The sequence below is a fragment of the Pseudomonas gingeri genome, assembly GCF_013386115.1.
GTDB lineage: Bacteria > Pseudomonadota > Gammaproteobacteria > Pseudomonadales > Pseudomonadaceae > Aquipseudomonas > Aquipseudomonas gingeri.
The window spans coordinates 64,876-83,033 of the sequence record NZ_JACAOR010000005.1 but is presented as its reverse complement, the minus strand read 5'-3'; the positions used below and the strand labels follow the sequence as shown (position 1 = coordinate 83,033).

The 18,158-nt window shown below is 63.9% G+C and carries 14 protein-coding genes and 1 pseudogene; 5 read left to right on the top strand and 10 right to left on the bottom strand.

Going from position 1 to position 18,158, the window contains the following annotated elements; all coding sequences use genetic code 11:
* Positions 1-20: 20 nt before the first annotated feature.
* Both HX881_RS08335 and HX881_RS08330 read left to right on the top strand, forming a co-directional pair.
* Positions 21-1,163, top strand: a complete 1,143-nt coding sequence (locus HX881_RS08335) for a protein NO VEIN domain-containing protein (protein ID WP_177083914.1) — start codon at positions 21-23, stop codon at positions 1,161-1,163.
* Positions 1,164-1,674: 511 nt separating this feature from the next.
* Positions 1,675-2,196: a LasR-specific antiactivator QslA gene (locus HX881_RS08330; protein WP_177083912.1), complete on the top strand. Its 522-nt coding sequence runs from the start codon at positions 1,675-1,677 to the stop codon at positions 2,194-2,196.
* 98 nt (positions 2,197-2,294) lie between these two features.
* On the opposite strand, the gene HX881_RS08325 is transcribed toward HX881_RS08330, so the two are convergent.
* The 9 genes and pseudogenes from HX881_RS08325 to HX881_RS08290 all read right to left on the bottom strand — a co-directional run bounded on the left by HX881_RS08325 (position 2,295) and on the right by HX881_RS08290 (position 13,996).
* Positions 2,295-2,492 (bottom strand): helix-turn-helix domain-containing protein, encoded by a 198-nt coding sequence (locus HX881_RS08325; RefSeq protein ID WP_177083910.1) that lies wholly within the window; start codon positions 2,490-2,492, stop codon positions 2,295-2,297.
* 327 nt (positions 2,493-2,819) lie between these two features.
* Positions 2,820-3,635, bottom strand: a complete 816-nt coding sequence (locus HX881_RS08320; protein WP_177083908.1) for a YfaP family protein — start codon at positions 3,633-3,635, stop codon at positions 2,820-2,822.
* Positions 3,636-3,638: 3 nt separating this feature from the next.
* Positions 3,639-5,285 carry a DUF2300 domain-containing protein gene (locus tag HX881_RS08315; protein ID WP_177083906.1) on the bottom strand — a complete coding sequence of 549 codons (1,647 nt, stop codon included), beginning with the start codon at positions 5,283-5,285 and terminating at the stop codon, positions 3,639-3,641.
* A 1-nt stretch (position 5,286) separates the two neighbouring features.
* Entirely contained in the window at positions 5,287-9,855 is a 4,569-nt protein-coding gene (locus HX881_RS08310) for an alpha-2-macroglobulin family protein (RefSeq protein WP_177083904.1), read from the bottom strand.
* Positions 9,852-10,463, bottom strand: coding sequence for a DUF1175 domain-containing protein (locus HX881_RS08305; protein WP_244861920.1), 612 nt, complete (start codon positions 10,461-10,463; stop codon positions 9,852-9,854). Before HX881_RS08305 ends, HX881_RS08310 begins: the two co-directional genes overlap by 4 nt.
* A 23-nt stretch (positions 10,464-10,486) precedes the next feature.
* A complete protein-coding gene (locus tag HX881_RS08300) occupies positions 10,487-12,211 on the bottom strand; it encodes a DUF2138 domain-containing protein (RefSeq protein ID WP_177083902.1) in 1,725 nt (574 codons plus the stop codon).
* A gap of 51 nt (positions 12,212-12,262) precedes the next feature.
* Positions 12,263-13,051: a YfaP family protein gene (locus tag HX881_RS08295; protein ID WP_017123297.1), complete on the bottom strand. Its 789-nt coding sequence runs from the start codon at positions 13,049-13,051 to the stop codon at positions 12,263-12,265.
* Between the two features lie 246 nt (positions 13,052-13,297).
* Positions 13,298-13,402: pseudogene (locus tag HX881_RS33160) on the bottom strand (helix-turn-helix domain-containing protein); the annotation flags it as partial.
* On the bottom strand, positions 13,403-13,996 hold the full coding sequence (locus tag HX881_RS08290) for a chorismate--pyruvate lyase family protein (RefSeq protein ID WP_177083900.1): 594 nt from the start codon (positions 13,994-13,996) through the stop codon (positions 13,403-13,405). It lies immediately after the preceding pseudogene.
* Positions 13,997-14,222: 226 nt separating this feature from the next.
* Here HX881_RS08290 and HX881_RS08285 point away from each other — a divergent pair, with 226 nt between their 5' ends.
* Positions 14,223-15,218: a LysR family transcriptional regulator gene (locus HX881_RS08285; protein ID WP_177083898.1), complete on the top strand. Its 996-nt coding sequence runs from the start codon at positions 14,223-14,225 to the stop codon at positions 15,216-15,218.
* Here HX881_RS08285 and HX881_RS08280 read toward each other — a convergent pair.
* The gene (locus HX881_RS08280) at positions 15,194-16,648 is read right to left on the bottom strand and encodes an MFS transporter (RefSeq protein WP_177083896.1); all 1,455 of its coding nucleotides are present in this window, start codon (positions 16,646-16,648) and stop codon (positions 15,194-15,196) included. The genes HX881_RS08285 and HX881_RS08280 overlap by 25 nt on opposite strands.
* A gap of 360 nt (positions 16,649-17,008) precedes the next feature.
* On the opposite strand from HX881_RS08280, the gene HX881_RS08275 reads away from it, so the two are divergent.
* Together HX881_RS08275 and ispA are read left to right on the top strand one after the other, a co-directional pair.
* Positions 17,009-17,251 carry an exodeoxyribonuclease VII small subunit gene (locus tag HX881_RS08275; protein WP_017123293.1) on the top strand — a complete coding sequence of 81 codons (243 nt, stop codon included), beginning with the start codon at positions 17,009-17,011 and terminating at the stop codon, positions 17,249-17,251.
* A complete protein-coding gene (gene ispA, locus HX881_RS08270) occupies positions 17,248-18,135 on the top strand; it encodes a (2E,6E)-farnesyl diphosphate synthase (protein WP_017123292.1) in 888 nt (295 codons plus the stop codon). Before HX881_RS08275 ends, ispA begins: the two co-directional genes overlap by 4 nt.
* Positions 18,136-18,158 lie beyond the last annotated feature (23 nt).

Here is an 18,158-nt window from a genome sequence, read left to right as displayed (position 1 = left end):
ACAGTGGCGCATGACGCGAAATGAACGAGCTCTCCCGACTACAAAGCCCCGCCGCCGTCCAAGCCGCTCTTGACGAGTTTTCAAACTTGGGACGTTCTGCCTTCCTGAAGCGGTATGGCTTCGGAAAGTCGAGGTACTTTCTGGTACGCAACCCCAAAAATGGCGAACAGTGCGATATCAAAGCCATTGTGGCCGTGGCCTACGCGGTGCAATTTCAATCTGATCGTTCATTGAGCGCGCCACCGTTTGTCGAAAACGAAGCGACCCTCGCGGCCAAAGTGCAGTCACTTGGCTTTGAGGTGATCCGAATCGGAGAGGACTGGTCCCAGGACGAAGTCGATGCGACCGTCGCCGACTACTTTGAGATGCTGCGGCTTGAAGCTGAACAGCGCCCCTACAACAAAACCGAACACAACAGAGCCTTGCGTGCCCGTCTCAACGGACGCAGCAAAGGTTCGGTCGAGCTCAAGCATTCAAACATCAGCGCCATTCTGGCGGGGCTGGAATTGCCTTTTATCCAGGGTTACAAGCCCCGAGGCAACAGCCAACTTTTGCTGCGTCAGGCGGTTCAGGCCTATGTCACGGACAACCGCAGCGTCATGCACAAAGTTGTCGATGCCCTTGAGGAAGTGAAAGCGCCCGGAGAGAAGACATACACCGGCAGCGTGCTGGTGGATGCGCCCAGGAAGGAAACTTTAATTCAGGTATCCGAAGCCACATCGCGCATCCGCATACCACGCAAACTCAATTTTGCGGCACGTGACGAAGCCAACCGACAACTGGGTCGCAGTGGGGAGGAATGGGTTATCGGCTACGAACACCAGCGGTTGCAGGAGGCCGGCTACCCGGACCTGATTCAGCAACTGGAATGGATATCGGATACCCGAGGCGACGGAGCCGGGTTCGACATCTTGTCGTTCGATACACCGGTGGACCCTCGGTACATCGAAGTCAAAACCACCAACAACGGAATAGCCGCGCCCTTCATCATCAGCCACAACGAACTGCAATTTTCGAAGGAGATGGATCAGCAGTTCTTTCTCTATCGAGTGTTCGAACTGCGTAACGCACCCAAACTCTTCATTCTGCGCGGCGATCTGTCGGATCAGTTGCACCTGAAGCCTCTGGATTTCAGAGCGAGCTTTCGAAACTACGTTGGCTGACTTTCCAGCCGGCCAATCACACGGAGTCAGTTTGGCAGTGACTTGCATGGTGCCAGAGCTTAAGCACCGACCAAACGCGCGCAACACGAACCGCAAGACATTTCTCCATCCCTATCGGATACTTCGCACGAAATTTAAGTCCAACCGGAACTTAAACAGCTTTACCCCCTTCGATTAGTCTGGTTGAGTCACGGGCGTTCCCGTGACCGAGTGTCAGAACTCGCTCAACCAGGGCGCGGCCAGCGCCATAGCTCTCCGTAGTCGGCGTTTTTTTGCGTCTGGCTGCTGCGTCTATGGTGGACCGCGCGAGGCAGGCTTCGGCCTGACCGGTTCCCTTGGTTGCCGGTTTCTGACCCTCGTGCGGTCCGCCACCCTAACCGTGTCAGAACGGCGGATGGCGGTTCCTTAATCCAACCAGGGACTATAAGGAAAATGGCCTACCCTCCTTTTACGCACGGGCACCGCCGACTCTGTCTGCCACCAACACGGCTTGACCACGGAGAACATTTCCATGGTTGATCGCTCATTACTCTCCCGATTGCCCATCTCTACCCTGATAAGACTCACTTCCCTGAGCCACGACGAAGCGGCCGATCGACTACGTCATGCCGCCCGGCTCTGCCTGGACGGTGCCCGCACGCTTGCCTTCAAGGATCAACAACAAAAGGACCTGGCTGACAAACTGATCGAGGATGCCCTCGCTCTTTACGATCTGGCCTTGCGGCGGAGGCATCCTCCGCCGTTATCCGAGTCACACGCAGTGGTCAGCATCAATGCCTCAACCGATCCTCCTTCCGCACCGCCTACCCCTTGGGACGATCAGTTCGCTCAGGAAATCGCCAGTGGCGCTCGTTGTGCGGAACGCTGGCTGGAGCGGCAAAACACCCAGCCATTGTGGTGGCAACTGACACAGGCACGTATCAGCCACCCGGAGGGGGTTCGGCGTAATGCTTTCGAGGCGGGATTTTTAAGGCGATTGCAGCACCACTTGATTGCGGCGCAGCACCAGAACGTTCGAAGGTCGTCGAGTTGAACGCACCGAGCAAACGACGACTTACTGGATGACTCCCGCAGTCGCCCATCATGCCCCAACGACTCGGAACCGATGGGCGACCTGCGTAAAGACTCAGATCATCGGTGCCGCCGCTCACATGGCCGTCCGGATTCGCGGGCCGGATGGGCCATGCTTTTGGCACGGGCAACGACCTCCAGCGCCAGTGCGATATACCCCACATCGTCACTCTCGAAAGCGTCTGCCATAAAAATAGCAACCGATGGAGCGTCTTCCAGAGCCGAAGCAGGATCGTAGTCAGAAACGGGGTCGTTCATTTCGAACGCCGCTGGCTCGTCGGATTGGAGACCTCGTTCGCGGATAATGGCGGCGTCGAATGTGACATCGCAATCGCCAGCAAGCCGGCTCCTACGAGTCCGCGCTACACAGACAGAGAGGTGTTTTGTCTTGAGTGAGCGGTGAAGAGGCCCTGATCGCGTTTCGTTAGCCATCACATCGAGATTGTCTGTCGCCCAACGTCCTCGCCAACCATCCGCATTTGGGACCAGGCAAGAACGAAATTTCCGACGTGTCGCTAAAAAGCGATTTCAGCGATACATTCTTCGTTCATGTAACCGTCAGCGACATATCCTCACGGTGTCTCGTCAGGGATAACTAAACCGTCTCACCAACGTCAGCTCCCCCGGTGCCCGCATCGGCACGATGAACGATTCCATCTTCTCGTTGACCGTCCCTTCTTCCGTGATCAGCGTGATCTTGGCCGTGGTCAGGGCCTGGACGGCGTTTTCCTGGCCGCCGCCTTCGTCGTCATCGCTGCGGTAGCCGCCGCCGTAGTAGTTCACATACACCAAGTACTGGCCCTTGATCGGTGCGGGCATGGAGAAGATTTCCGGGCCATAGCCGGTGGTGACGTCGACGTCCAGCGAGCCACCGTTGGGCGCCGTGCGGTCGCCGTACCAGATGTGCGCGCCGTCCGGTGTGACCACGTGCAGGTCGAGGTCGGTGCCGTCGCTGTCCCAGGACAGCAGGATCCGCAGCTTGGCCTTGGTCCCGCCGCCGGAATTGAGGAACTGCACGCGCTTGCGCTGCTGGCCGTCCGGGCTGCGGACTTCGACGCTGTTGGTGCCGCCCGGGAACGAGTACGGACGGTCGAAGTTACCGGCGGCATCGAGCTTCAGCGGCATGCTGATGCCGTTGATGATCAGGTTGCCCGGCGCCTTGGCATCCTTGGGCGCGCCCTTGATCTGGCCGAGGATGCGCGCCGTGCTGGCCTGGCCCTCCGGGGTGTTGACCGAGGAGGCCGGATAGTTGACCGTCTGGCTGTAGCGTTCTTCGTCCGCCGAGCCGACCCGCCAGCCGCCGATCGGGGTGTCGAGCCGGGTGGCGTTGTCGGCATGGACCGGGGCCAGTACGGCCAGCGCGCTGAGGAACAGGGCAACGGTGTGGATACGCAATGTCATGGCCTATTCCAGTAACAGGTGGCGGGCAAGCCCTTCGATGTAGTCTTCGTCCTGACCATTCGGATGGGCTTCGAAGGCCAGGTGCAGGTATTCGTGTGTCAGGTCGAGCCGGTCTTGCTGGGTCAGCACGCCGCGCACGTAGATGCGCTGGCGCTCACGGTCGACGTAAGGCCGGCCAAAGGACAACCGGCAGACGGCGAACTGGCTGAGTTCGTTATAGCCGACTTCCTGGTCCAGGCGCGGGCGCCAGCCACGGCGCTGCTTGAGCAGCCAGTCGCGGGCGGCGGGCAGCGGCTCGCAGGAAGCGACCGGATTGTCCCAGCGGCTGAGGCTCGCGCGCGGGTAAGCGCGCTGCAGGATCAGGTCGTAGCGCGCACCGGCATTGGCCTGTTCGACGGCCTGTTGCCAGGACAGTTTGTCCGGGCCGGGCTGGTCGCTGTGGTAGGTCACCGGGCTGCCGGCCAGCACCAGGTCGCTGGTCCAGGCGGCAATGGCGCGGGCATCGGCGGTGGCCGGGCGCGGGGCGACGCGCTGGCGACTGCTGCTGTCGTCGATGCTCAGGCAATCGCCGTTGCGCGCGGCGTTCTGCAGCAGGTAGGTGCGGATGGCGACGGCCAGGGCCTTGGCGGCTTCGATCGGTTCGCTCCTGGCTTCCCGTTGCAGGACCCGGGCGACGTACTCTTCGCGATCCAGGCGGGCGACCAGTTGCGGCTGGCCAGCGTTCTGCAGCAGGAACAGTTCGCCGGCGCTCTCGATGTCCAGTTGGTTGCCATTGGCGAAGTCGACCCGGTAGCGGCCTTGCAGCGCCCCGTTCGCGGCCGCCTGGCCGTCGGCGCGGCTGACGCCTTTCAGCGGGTAGCGCGAAAACAGTTCGACCTGCACGCAACGCCCGGCATCCGCGGGCGACGGCGCGGGCAGGAAGTTGCCGAGGACGTCCGAGTAGTGCCGCAGGACCATCTGGCTGGTGCCGCGCCCGCCGACCCAGAGTGGCGTGCCGTCTTCCAGCCAGCCGGCAAAGCCGCCCTGGCGCGATTGCGGATCGTTGTCGCCCAGCCAGCTCCAGGTCTTGACCCGCAGGCGTCCGCCCAGCACGCCGACCGCCTGGCCGTCCGCGGCGCCGAGCACCACATCGAGCAAGAGCTTTCGGGCCTGTTCCTGGGCCGGCAAGGTGCGCAGGGTTTCCAGCAGCTCGGCAATCGACACGCGGGTCTGCGGCTTGAGCTGGTCGAGATCGAGCAGCCACGCCGGAGCGTGTCGTGCCTGCCAGTAGTCCCGCCAGCGAGCAGCGTCGATCTGCAGCCGCTCGGGCTCGAAATACAGTCCGCAGGATTTCACCAGCGCCGGATCCCGGGCGATGCTGCCACCCGGTGTGCAGCAATAGACTTCGTCGCGATCCTGGCCGTGGCAATCGTAGGCCGGCTCTTGCTGGTCGTTATCCACCAGCCAGGCGTAGACGAACAATTTCCACAGGCTGCCCAGTGGTGCTTGCAGGCTTGCCGGCAATGGCTCGCGGGCGAGCACCTGGGTGCGATTCAATTGCACCAGTTCGTAGCCATCGGCGCCCTTCCAGGCCAGGCGCACGGGCTCTTCCTCGGCCATCGCCAGCAGAGGAAGGGCACACAACAACAGCCAGGCCAGGCGACGGGTCATGTCATTCGACCGTGATCTGTCCAAGGCTCGACTTCTGCTCCAGGGCCTGATGCTCCGGTGCATAGATCTGGCTGAAACGTGCCGGCGGCAGGTTGAACTGACCTTTCTGCGAGAAGCGGATCAGGTGACGCACCCGCACTTCGCCACTCAGGCTGTTCACCGGTACGGCGTAGGCCAGTTGCCCGGCTTCGAAACGGGCTTTCTCCAACGGCGCGGAATCGGTGCCCGGTTCGCCGACGATGTTCACGCCCCAGGTGGTGCGTTCGACATCGGCACCCGGCGGCAGCGACACTTCGAGCATGCCGTAGCGCAGCGGTTTCGGGCCCTTGCTGGTGAGGATGACTTCGTCCAGGTAGAGGTTGTCGCTGGACAGCGGCTCCTTGCCCACCGCCTTCAGGCTGAAGCTGTAGGCGTCATCACCCGGCACCAGTTGCAGCAAGCGGCGCTTGATGGTCACCGGCAGGTCGTCCGGCACCTTGGCCTGGCTGAGGTAGCTCAGGTTCGCCCGTACAGGGCGCTCCTGGGCACCGCTCAGCGAGAGCACGGACGGCACGCCCGCGCCCTGCCACTGCCAGTAGTTTTCGCCGGTCGCGCCCTGGCGCGGCTGCCAGCCTTCACCCGGGGCGAGGGTCACGGCCTTCGGTGCCTGTTCGACGCTGCGTTGCAACCAGGTCAGGGCCAGGGCGCGTTCCAGGGTCGATTGCTGCGGCAACAGACGCTGCAACAGGTCCTGGGCCTGGTCGGCATTGAACGGTTTGAGCGACAGGCTCAAGGCGACGGCGAACGGCTGCGAGCTGGCGCCCAGGCGTTGCTCGGCGGCGGCCAGTTGCCTGGTGAAAGCGTCTGGCAGGGCCACTTTGTTCTGGCGCGCCAGGGCGGCTGTCAGTACTCGTGCGCTGGCCAGGCCGAGGGCCGAATCCGGCGCGCTCATGACCAGGCTGTCCTCACCATCGTCCAGCAGGTTGGCGGTATCGCCCTCACCGGCTTTCGCCAGTTCGTCCACCAGGCCACTCAACAGGGTGTTCACCGGCAACTGCATCTCCTTGGCGAACGCCACCACCAGGGCCCGCTGCAACAGCGGCGTGGCGGCGGCCTGTTTGGCGTAGACGTCCAGCACCCGCTGCCAGTGTTCCGGCGGCAGGCTGATGCCCAGGGCCTTGCTGGCGTTCCAGTCGGCGTAATAGGCATAGGCGGTCAGGAAGGCATCCGGGGTGACATCTTCGCCCCACCAGGTGAACCACGCATCCGGGCCGGCCATCTGCACCAGGCGCAGGCGACTGTTCTGCATGATCAGGCGCAGGCGATCGCGGACCTGGGCATTGGCCGAGAGCGCCGGGTAGGCAATGCTCAGCGGCAGCAACTGGCTGGCGGTCTGCTCGACACCACCGTAGGGGTAGCTGAGCAGGTCGTCGAGGCTGGCGCGGAACAGCGCTTGCGGGCTGTCATCCAGGCGCAGGCGGATATCGCTGGCGTCCGCCGGCAGGCTCAGGGGGGTATCGCCCGCCGCTACGCCGAGACTCTGGCTCTGGGTGATCTGCCAACCGTCACCGACGGCCGTCAGGCGAACCGCCAGGGCATCCTGGGTCTTGCCCTCCTGTTGCAGTTCGGCACTCCATTGACCACTGCTCAGGGCGCTGCTCGGTAGCGCAATGTAGTTGATGCCCTTGTTCAGCGACAGCGGCAGGCGCTGCTCCTGGCCGGCCAGGCGGATCAGCAGTTCGGCCTTGACCGGCTTGTCGGCCTGGCTGAAGGCGAACACGCCGAAGGTCGGTTTATCGCCGTTGCGGAAGTGGGTCGGTCCGCTCCATTTCAGGTACAGCGGCTTGTCGGAGCGGATGAACTGGTTCTTCTGCCCGACTTGCCCGGCATCGGCCATGGCGCGCACGGTGATGCGCCAGCGGGTCAGGGAATCGGGCATGCGGAAGGTGAAACGCACCTTGCCGTTGGCATCGGTGACCAGCTCCGGCTGCCAGGCGGCGGTGTCGACGTCTTCACGCCGTGGCCGCTCCAGCACCTTCACGCCGCGCTCGCTGCGATTGGCCTTGCCCGGTGCGCCGGGGCTGCCCGGCAGGGCGACGTCGTAGCTGATGAACGACAGGCTGGCGCTGGTGCGTACGTTGTTGCGCCGCGGATGATAGAAGAACTGGTCGATGCTCGGCGCCACTTCCGGTTGCAGCGCGTAGATCATTTCATCCACCACGCTGACGGTCAGGTGCGCCGGAATCGGCTTGCCGGCGAACTGTGTGGTCAGGTCCACGGAGACGGTGTCGCCCGGTTGGTAGCTGTCCTTGTCGGTGGCGACGGCGATGTCGATCTGCGGCGCGGCGACCTTGATGCCGGCGTTCTGGAAGCTGTATTCACCGCCCTTGGTGTAGAGCACGGAGAAGGTCAGGTTGGGGGCGAAGTTGTCCTTCACCGGGATGCGCGCGCGGTATTGGGTGTCGCTGAGCTTTTCCAGGCGCAACCAGTCGGCGCCCTTGGACAGCAGCGCGGTGGCTTCGACCTTGTCCCGCTCCAGGGACAGCAGCGCATCGGTGACCGGTTCCGGGAACGTGATCAGCGCCAGGGCTTCGTCGCCGGCCTGGTACTCGGGCTTGTCGAGGAGGATTTCGACCGTGCCCGGCACGGCCTTGACGCCATCGCCGGTCACCGAGTGGCCGGTGGCGCCGAGGATGCGCTCGTGATCGTCCTTGATCGACAGGTTGTAGGTGCCCGGACGATCGAAGGTGACGCTGAAGCCCTTGTCCACGGCCGCGAGCTTGCCGCCGCCGGTGGACTGGTCTTCCAGGCGCACCCAGCTGTAGGTCGCCGGCTGGCGGGCGGCCGCATCGGCGCTGGCTTCGCTGACGTAGCCGAACTGGACCTTCTCACCCGTGGCGCTGAAGCGCTGCGGCGCCGACAGGCGATAACGCGCCGCGCCACGCTCGATGAGGATTTCCTTGGTGGTCTTGACCCGATACGCGGCGCCATCGCTGGCAAATACCGTGAGCATGTAGCGGCTCGGCTTTTCCGCCGCCGGCAGGTCGAGGACGGCAACCCCCTTGTCGTCGGTGGTCAGTTCGGCGCTGGTCAGTTCCACCGGGAACTGCCCGAGGTACTGCAGTTCGTTGTCGACCATGGACAGTTGCTGGGCACGCAGGCTCAGTTGCACGCGGGCATCGGCCACCGGCTTGCCGTCCGGGTAGAGCAGCAGCAACTTGCCCTTGATCGCCTCGCCGGTACGGAAGTCCTGCTTGGCCAGGTCCATGGAGATTTCGAAATGCGGCTTGATGTACTCGGCGACGCGGAAGGCGCTGCTGTAAGTCTGGTCGCGGTAGGTGAAGCGCAGTTCGTAGCCGCCGGCCACGGCATTGTCCGGCAACTGGAAACGCCCCTGGGTACCGGACTTGGCGTCCAGGTTCAGGTCCAGGGACTGCAAGGCGGTGCCGGTGGCATCGAGCACGGTGACGCGCACGGGGGCGGTGGTCGGGTTGACCGAGTCGCGGGCGTTCTTGAATTCGCGGCCGACGATCTTCAGCGACACCCAATCACCCGGCCGGTACAGCGGCCGGTCGGTGAAGGCATAGAGCTTGGTGTCGTAGATTTCGCTGTCGTAGTAGAAGTTCTCGGAGACGAAGACACCGCCCTCCTCGTCTTCACCGATCATGAACGAGCGCTCCGGGCTGACGTGCTTGAGCCGCAGCAGGCCATCGGCATCGGTCTCGCCGCTGCTCATCACGCCCAGGCCATCGGTCCACAGCACCTTGACCTTGGGCACCGAGCTGCCTTCATGTTTGCGCGCGGCCCAGACCAGCAGCTCGTCGCCGGTGATCTTGCTCACCGCGACGGTGTTGGAGACGAATACCACGGTGGTCGCGCGGTATTTGCCGATCAGCGCTTCCACCAGGTACAGGCCCGGTTTCAACTTGCCCAGCGGCACATAGACGTTACCCGGCGAGACGCTGATGAACTGGCTCGACGAACCGGCCAAGTCGACGCCCTTCGGCGGCTGGATCGGCTTGGCTTCCCACAGCGGGTAGCGGAACTGGCTGACCAGCGGCAGGCCCGGCAGCGGCGCGTATTGCGGATGGGCGTCGTAGGGCGTCGGCGCGCCGAGGGTGTTGCCCATCTTCAGTTCCGGCACTTGCTCGGTGACCTGCTTGCGCGACTCGTAGGAGAACGCACGCTGCATCACCCGGCGGGACTTGGCGTACCAGTTGTCCCACAGGTAGGCCAGGGTGTTGGACAACCCTTCGCCCTTGAACTGGGCATCGCTGACCACCCGGTGCAGGTTCTTCTGGCGCTTGAGGAATTCCAGCGGCTGGTCGATGCGGTACACACGGATGTCCGCGCCGCCATAGGGCTCCATGCGGAACCGCCGGTAGTCGCGACCCGGGGCTTCCAGACGGACCATCGCCTGCTCGTCGCTGGCGAAACTGGTGTCGGCCAGCAGGAAGAAACTCTCCCCGGCAATCGGCGTGTAGTTGCTCGGCGGCACCGAGTCGTCGGCGGCACCGGCGGCCACCGGCAGCAGCACGGCCAGGGCAAAAACCATTCGGGATAACAGACGCATCATTCGAGACCCGTTCATCGAGAGAGGAAGTTCAGCCGATAGACGCCGATGAAGTTGGGGTTCGTTGCATCGGGTATCCATCGGGTGTCCTTCCATGTCATGAGTTGCTGCACGCTGGCGGAGCGCATGCCGTTGTCAGTAGGGGTGGTGGTGCCGGTGTGATAGGCGATGTTGCGGCCCATCCAGATCATCAGGTGCTGGTCGTCGCCCTGGTCGAAGAACAACAGGTCACCGGGCCGCGCCTGGTTGAGGTCGCGGCTGACCAACTGGCTGTTGAACTGGATCAGCTTGATCGCATTGACGTAGGGCCCGACCTTGCCGCCGCCCTGCTGCCATTGCTGGGCGAGGCTGCGTTGCCCGGCCTCCAGCGCCAGCTCCGGCGGCAGATAGCGGTTGGACAGGCCATTGGCGCGCAGCCATTTGTCATCGTGAACCTTCAGCGCTTCGTTGGCGGCGAAACGTACCAGGCCCGCGCAGTCCTGCTGGTACCAGCGCGGGCTCGGGCCCTGGGTCAGTTGCTCCTGGGCAATGCGCACGAACCAGGCGCGAAACACCTGGGACTGCTCGACATTCAGCGGCGGAGCCTCGATGGCCCACGCGGGCAGGCTCAGCAAGCACGCCACCATGCCCAGGCTCTTGAACAGACGAATCACATCGCCCGCCATTGCAGAGGCAGCCACTGCCAGTGGCCATCCGGTTCGCTGCCTTCGGGCAGGGTCAGGGCGTACTTGCCGTAGCCGGCGAGCTTCTGCAGCTTGGGCAGCAGGTGGGTCTGCGCGGCGTTGCGGAATACCGGTTCCATGTCCTGGGGCAGGCTGTCGAGGGTTTCCTGCTTCATCAGTTGTGCCAGGGCGTCAGGCCCGAAGTAGATCGGCATCAGCACATCCTTGGGCAGCACATCGGCCAGCGGCGGGAAGTGCTTGTCGAGAGTGCCGAGGGCCTTGTCCACCAGCTTGTCGTCCAGGGAGAACAGCAGCGTCGAGCCGTGGCGGGCCAGGCTGACCCGGAAGAAGCCCTTGCCGGTGATCGCGTCCGGCTGCGGCGCTTCCTTGGCCGCGTACTGGCCGAAGGTCGAGCTGACCTGGCGCTTCCATTGGTGGGCGCTGTCTTTCTTCTGCTCGTCGACGGGGAACAGGCCGCCTTCGACATTGCTTTCGTTGGAACCGACCATCGAGCCGAACAGCTTGCCCAGGTCGGCATCGAGCGCATCGCCGGCCTTGCTGTCGAGGCTCGCCACCAGCAACGGCGTGTAGAGCCGCGAATCGGCGTACCAGCACAGGCCGGCGGCGCCGTTCATGTGTTCGGTGAGTTTCTGCGCGGTCGCCTCGTCGGCGCCGAGCTTGACCAGCAGCGGCTTCTGCTGCTCGGCCGCGACCGGCAAGGCGACACAGGCGCTGGCGCCCACCGGCATGGCCTGCCAGATCGGCTTGAAGTCGAAGTCCGGCTGGTTGTCCAGCTCGTCCATGGCCAGGAAGCTGTGCCAGCCCTTGTCGTCCATGTCCAGGCGCAGGCCGACGAAGTTCGGGATAAAGCGCTGGTAACCCATGGCGAGGACGCTGGCGCCGACCGAGATCCGTTGTTTCACCGTGGTTTCCCGCGGCTTGAGACCAAAGGCCTCGGGGAACAGCTTGTCGCCGTTGAGCAAAGCGGCCATGGCCTGCAGCGAAACCTCGCCCGGTTCGGCCGCGGCATCGTCGGTGTGGTCGTAGAGTTTTTCCGGGTTGGACAGCACCACCATCTTGTCGCCACGGGAAGCGAACAGCAGCGATTTGCTGGCGTTGTAGGCCAGGCGGTAGAGCGACACGTTATCCCCACCCACCTTCAGTTCGCCGACCTTGCTCAACTGGGTGTCGTCCAGCGCGACCTGCGCCAGCGGCTCCAGCACCTTGGCCAGGCCACCGCGGTCCAGCACCAGCAGGAAGTCCTTGAGCCGGCCATCCTTGCCGCGCCACAGGGCGACGTCCGCCGGCTGGTCGAACAGTTGCTCGATCAGCGTGTCCTGCAGCTTGAGGTCATGCTCGTAGATGATCCGGCGCAGGCTGCCGATGAGCCCCAGGCGGTCGCCATGGGTTTCGTAGTAGAAGACGAAATCCTCGGTCAGGGTCTCGCGCAGGAACGGCACACTGAGCAGGTCCTTGGGCAACTGGCTGAGGGACGCGGTTTCCAGCAGGGCATCCGGGCGGCTCAGGCCGAGCTTTTCCAGGGCCAGTTCCGCCACCGGGGCCTTGGGTTTGTGGTGGAGAAACCAGCCCAACCCGCCGCCGACCGCACCCACCACGCAAAGCCCGAGTACGACACCCAGCCAGCGGCGCGAACCGACGGGTTTGGCCGCGGCGGGTGTGCCGGCGTCCGGGGAAGCAGTGTTATCGCTCATGTTCACAAAGCCCATTCATCCGTGGAGCGGGATGCCCAGTAATTGAAGTGTTCAATAGTTGAAGGTTTTGACCAGCATCAGGTCGCCGATGGCGCGCATCGGCACGATAAACGTCTCGCGTTTCTCGTTGACGGTGTTTTCATCGAGGATCAGGTTGATCTGCGAAGTGATCACTTCGTTCTGGTTCTTGCCTTCATCGAAGTTATAGCCTTCGCTACCGAAGTTGCCCCAGTAGTTGACGTAAATCAGGTAGGTGCCGTGCAGCGGCGCGGTCATGGTGAACATTTCCGGGCCAGGGCCATCGACGCCATCCGGGTCAAGGCCGCCGCCATTGGTCAGGCCGGGATGGCCGAAGAAAGCGTGCTGGCCGTCCGGCGTGATGATGTGCATGTCCAACTCGGCCTTGGGGTCGTCCCAGCCAAGCACCACGCGGATACGCGCGGGAGTGACCGAGCGATTGGCTTCGTAGAACTGCACGCGCTTGAGGGACTTGCCGGCGGAGCTGCGCACTTCGACGCTGTTGGAACCAGCACCGAAGGCATAAGGCCGCACGAAGCGACCGTTGTCATCGGTGTAGAGATTCAGTGGGTTGCCGTTGACCGACAGGGTATGCGGCTGGCGCGGGCCGGATGGCGGATTGACCTTGCCCTCGATGGGCGTGCGACTGCGCTGGATACCACGATCGATGGGCGGCGTCGGATAAGCGACCTGCGGCGCATCGCTGCGATCGAGGAGGCCGGAATAACGCCAGCCACCGGTCGGCTCCTGCAACTCGGCCGAGGGCTCGGCCCAGGCACTCGCGGCCCAGAGGGCGATCAGGATGGGGAAAAACCGACGCATCTATGCCTCCTTGCCAGACATCACGAAACCCTGCGCCCGATCCATCCATGGCGCACCACTGAAACACTGAAATCAGAAAGGACCTGTCGAGGACAGGTCGGGAAGTCGCAGAGGTTAGCGATTCACATCTGGTTGCACAATGGCGGAAAAGCGCTATTTGCGGGGCGCGTCGGCAAATGAGAGGTCGTGCACACTCAACCCCGTGCACGCCATGAAAAACAAGGCCAAAGGCCACTACTGATGGTGTCACACCGGCTGCAGATCACGCAGGGCTTCGGGGTGTTGGCTGGCGACCCGCAGTAGGGTCTGAGCCGCACCCGTGGGTTGTCGACGCCCCTGCTCCCAATCCTTTCAGGCCCTGCGCTTTTCCAGGATTGCTGGCCCATCCACCTTCGCCCAGAACGTCGGCAGAAACACTTCCGATACCAGAATGCCCAGGTCGCCCCGTTCGAAGCGTGAGCGTCGCGCCCACAGCGGCGATGCCGTCAACTGACCGTTGCGGGCCGAGTCCTCGTAACGGCAGAACTCTATCGGCCCACGTCGGAAGTCGAGGTCACCGAACAGCAGCGGTCCGATCGGCTGATCGCCCAGGGTCCGCAAGTCCTGGCCGGTCATCTGCTGCACCGCAGCCGGGATCACCGTGCGGGCGAAAACCCAGGGCACGCCCTGGCCGGTGAGATAGATCTCGCGAATCCAGCCACGACTGCCGGCGGTTAATTGCAGCGCCGTGCATTCGCTGTCCAGCAACACGTCTTCGCGCTCATACAGCGGGGTGATGGCGAAGCGACCGCCGGAAATCTCGACCAGACGCTGGGTCAATGAGCCCGGATCCAGCAGGTAATCGGCAACCGATGCCTCGAGTCCGGCGCCCGGTTGCCCGGCCAGTTGCCATTGCACATGCGGATCGGCACACAGGGTTCGATGATTCCTGACGTTGTCGAACATTGCACTTTTCCACCTTTTCTCGAAACCGATCGTGCGGCATGGGCAATAGGGTCACATAGGGAGGCGGGCGACTGAAGGGACATTCCTGCACTGTCGAAGTGCACAGGATTCACTTCTCAACGTTCGCCGAATCTGCACAACAATCATCAGCAACGGAACCTGCATCACCGATTGCCCGCGGCGCCGGCTCGGCACAGAATTCGTCATCGCCACCGGAGCCCCGTGAATGATTGCTTTCGACCGCCTCGACCTCAACCTGCTGCGGGTCTTCGATGCCGTGATGGAGGAGCGCAGCGTCCTGCGTGCCAGCCAGCGCCTGCACCTCAGCCAGTCGGCGGTCAGCCATGCGCTGTCACGCCTGCGCGACAGTGTCGGCAAGGAGATCTTCGTGCGCACCGGCAAGGGCATGACACCGACCCACTACGCCTTCGAAATCAGCGGCGCGGTGCGTGAAGCCCTGCAGAACATCAGCGCCGTACTGACCCGGGCGACCACCGCTTTCGACCCGGCGTCGGCCCGGCGCTCGTTCGTGATCGCCGCCAGCGACTATTCGTCGACCGTGCTGCTGCCACCGTTCAATCGCCTGCTGGCCGCCGAGGCACCCGGCATCAATCTGGTGATCACCCCGTCGACCCGCCTGGACCTGGCCGAACAGCTCGACCTGGGGCGTATCGATATCGCCCTCGGCATGTTCCAGGACCGGCCGGAACGCCTGCGTTCGCACACCCTGTGGCAGCAGGAAGAAGTCTTGGTGACCGGCAGACACCACCCGACCGCGCAACGCGCCGTCACCCTGCAGGACATGGCGACCTATGCCCTGGTGGTGATGTCGCTGGGGACCGCCGCCGACGGCGCGCCACCGAGCTATATCCTGGAACGCGGCCTGTCCCGGCAGACCGACGGCTACGACCGCGCAGCCCTTGAAAGCGCCCTGGAAACCCTCGGCCTGCAGCCGCGCCGGCAGGTATTGATTCCGCATTTCATGGCCATTCCGATGCTGCTGGAAGACAGCGACCTGATGGCCATCGTCCCCCGTCCGCTCGCCGCCGTATTCAGCCGGACCCTGGGCCTGGTGACCCAGGAACTGCCCTATCACTGCGTGTCCAGGTCGCTGGAACTGATCTGGCACAGCCACAATGATGCAGACCCGGCCCAGCACTGGCTGCGCTCACAGTTGAGCGAGGTGGCCAGCCGGGTTCAGGAAGCCGCGTCAGCCGCCTGAAGTCGTTCCCGTCGACGGGTATGGCGCGAGGTGAAGAACAGCACCAGCAGCGCCAGCGCGAAAAACGCCGCGGAACTGATCGCCCCCACCGACAACGCCTGACTCAGGGCCTGACGGGCCTGGGCGTCGGCCCCCGCCGCCAGCGGCTGCGGCGACAACCGCGCGGCCATGCCGACAATCGCGATGATCACCGCCGTACCCAGGGAACCGCCGACCTGGTGGGCGACGTTGACCAGGCCGGACGCGGCCCCGGCATTCTGCGGTTCCACCCCGGCGATCCCGGCGCTGGTCAGCGGCACGAACGCCGCACCGCAGCCGATACCGAGAATGATCAACGGCAGCATCAACCGCGGGAAGTAGTCCACTTCGCTACCCAGTCCGGTGAGCATCAGCATGCCCACCAGCGCCGTGCCCAGGCCGAAGAACAGCATCGTCGAGGCACTGATATGCCGCGCCAGCCACTTCACGCCGTACATCGACATGGCGAACTGGGTGATGGTCAACGCCAGAAACGCTTCACCGGCCTTGAGCGCGCTGTAGCCGAGCACCTCCTGCACGTACTGGATCAGGAAAAAATAGGTGCCGACCATACCGCCCACCAGCAACATCCGGCCGATATAGGCGCCGGAACGCTCGGCGCTGGCGAACAGGTACAAGGGCATGATCGGTTGCTCGGCCCGACGTTCGATCCAGACAAACAGGGTCAGCAGCACCAGGGCACAGGCCAGGGCGATCAGGGTCGGTGCATCGTCCCAGCCCTGGGCACCGGCGCGGACAAAGCAGTAGACCAGGGCGCTCATGCCCAGGGTGACCGTCAGCGCGCCGGACAGGTCGAAATGCCCGGTATGTCGCTCGGTTTCCTTCAGATAACGCCAGGCCAGCAGGAACAGGCCGATGCCCACCGGCAGGTTGATAAACATCACCCAGCGCCAGGACAGCATGTCGGTCAATACCCCACCGAGCACCAGTCCGACCGCGCCACCGCCGCCGGACACCGCCGTGTAGAAGCTGATCGCCCGCAGCCGCTGGGGACCGGCGGCGAAGTGGGTCATCATCAGGGCCAGGGTCGACGGCGCGAGGAACGCCGCGGCGATGCCCTGCACGCCACGGGCAATCAGCAACTCGTGGGCCGATTGCGCCAGCCCGCCGAGCAGCGAGGCCAGGGTGAAGACCGTGACGGCGACGATAAATACCCGGCGCCGCCCGAGCAGGTCGCCGGAACGCGCACCGAGCAGCATCATCCCGCCAAAGGTCAGGGTGTAGGCGTTCTGTACCCAGGTCAGGTCGGGCAGCGACAGGTCCAGGGCTTTCTGGATATGTGGCAGGGCGGTGTAGAGCACCGTCACGTCGAGCACTATCATCAGTTGGCAGGCCAGGATGATCAGCAACAGAACACCGGACCCGGGAGTACGAGCGGAAGAAGACGCCATGGATGACAGCCTTATGTGTAGAAGCGCAGGAGAATATCGGGGGCGACGAGAGGGCGGTCCATGTCGATCATTCATCCTTGATCGATGGACTACTATAAAGAGACGACTTTGTACCGACTAGCGGGACAAACCGGGATGCCCCTCGCCAGGAATCGGGATAATCCCCCACCTGTGGGAGCCGCCTGCTGGCGATGGCGTCCGCAAGGATGATGCAAGCTTCAAGGGCCTCATCGCTGGCAAGCCAGCGCCTACAAGGGATAGGTGGCCCGTCAGGACCGTGACTGCAACTCCCTCGCATTTGCCCCGAAACCCGCTGTCTGCTAGTGTCGCGCCGGTTTAACGCCTATCGAGATCGCCGCCATGGCCCGCAAAAAAGTTTCCCTGGATTTCGAACAATCCCTTGCTGACCTGCAAACGCTGGTCGAGCGCCTGGAGAACGGCGAGCTGTCGTTGGAAGACTCGTTGACCGCTTTCGAACAAGGCATCCGCCTGACGCGCGACTGCCAGGGCGCCCTGGCCCAGGCCGAGCAAAAGGTGCAGATCCTGCTGGAGCGCGATGGCGAGCTGGCCGAAGAACCCTTCGACGCGGAACAGCCAGAATGATCAAAGCCTACCAGGACAGCAGCCAGCAACGGGTCAACGCCGCGCTGGACACACTGTTCGCCGCCCCGAGCGGCGAACTCGCCCGCCTCTACGAAGCCATGCGCTACAGCGTGATGAACGGCGGCAAGCGTGTCCGCCCGCTGCTCGCCTACGCCGCCTGCGAAGCCCTCGGCGGCAAGCCGGAACAGGCCAATGGCGCGGCCTGCGCGGTGGAACTGATCCACGCCTACTCGCTGGTCCACGACGACCTGCCGGCCATGGACGATGACGACCTGCGTCGCGGCCAGCCGACCACCCACAAGGCCTTCGACGAAGCCTGTGCCATCCTCGCCGGCGACGGCTTGCAAAGCCTGGCCTTCAGCGCCCTGCTCGATCCACGCCTGAGCAACCTGAGCGCCGAGATCCGCCTGACCATGGTCAGCACCCTGGCCCAGGCTGCCGGTCCCGCCGGCATGGTCGGTGGCCAGGCCATCGACCTCGGCTCGGTGGGCCTCAAGCTCGACCAGAAAGCCCTGGAATACATGCACCGGCACAAGACCGGCGCATTGATCGAGGCCAGTGTCGTCCTCGGCGCCCTCGCCAGCGGCGATGCGCAGAAAGACGAGCTCAAGTCGCTGCAGACCTACGCCCAGGCCATCGGCCTGGCATTCCAGGTGCAGGACGACATTCTCGACGTCGAGAGCGATACCGCGACCCTCGGCAAGCGCCAGGGCGCCGATATCGCCCGGGACAAGCCGACCTACCCGGCCCTGCTCGGCCTCGACAACGCCAAGGCCTACGCCTTGGAACTGCGCGACCAGGCGCTGCACACCCTGCGACCGTTTGACGCGGCCGCCGAACCGCTGCGCGAGCTGGCCCGCTATATCGTTGAACGGCGCAGCTGACCTGGCGTTGCCACGGGCCTTTC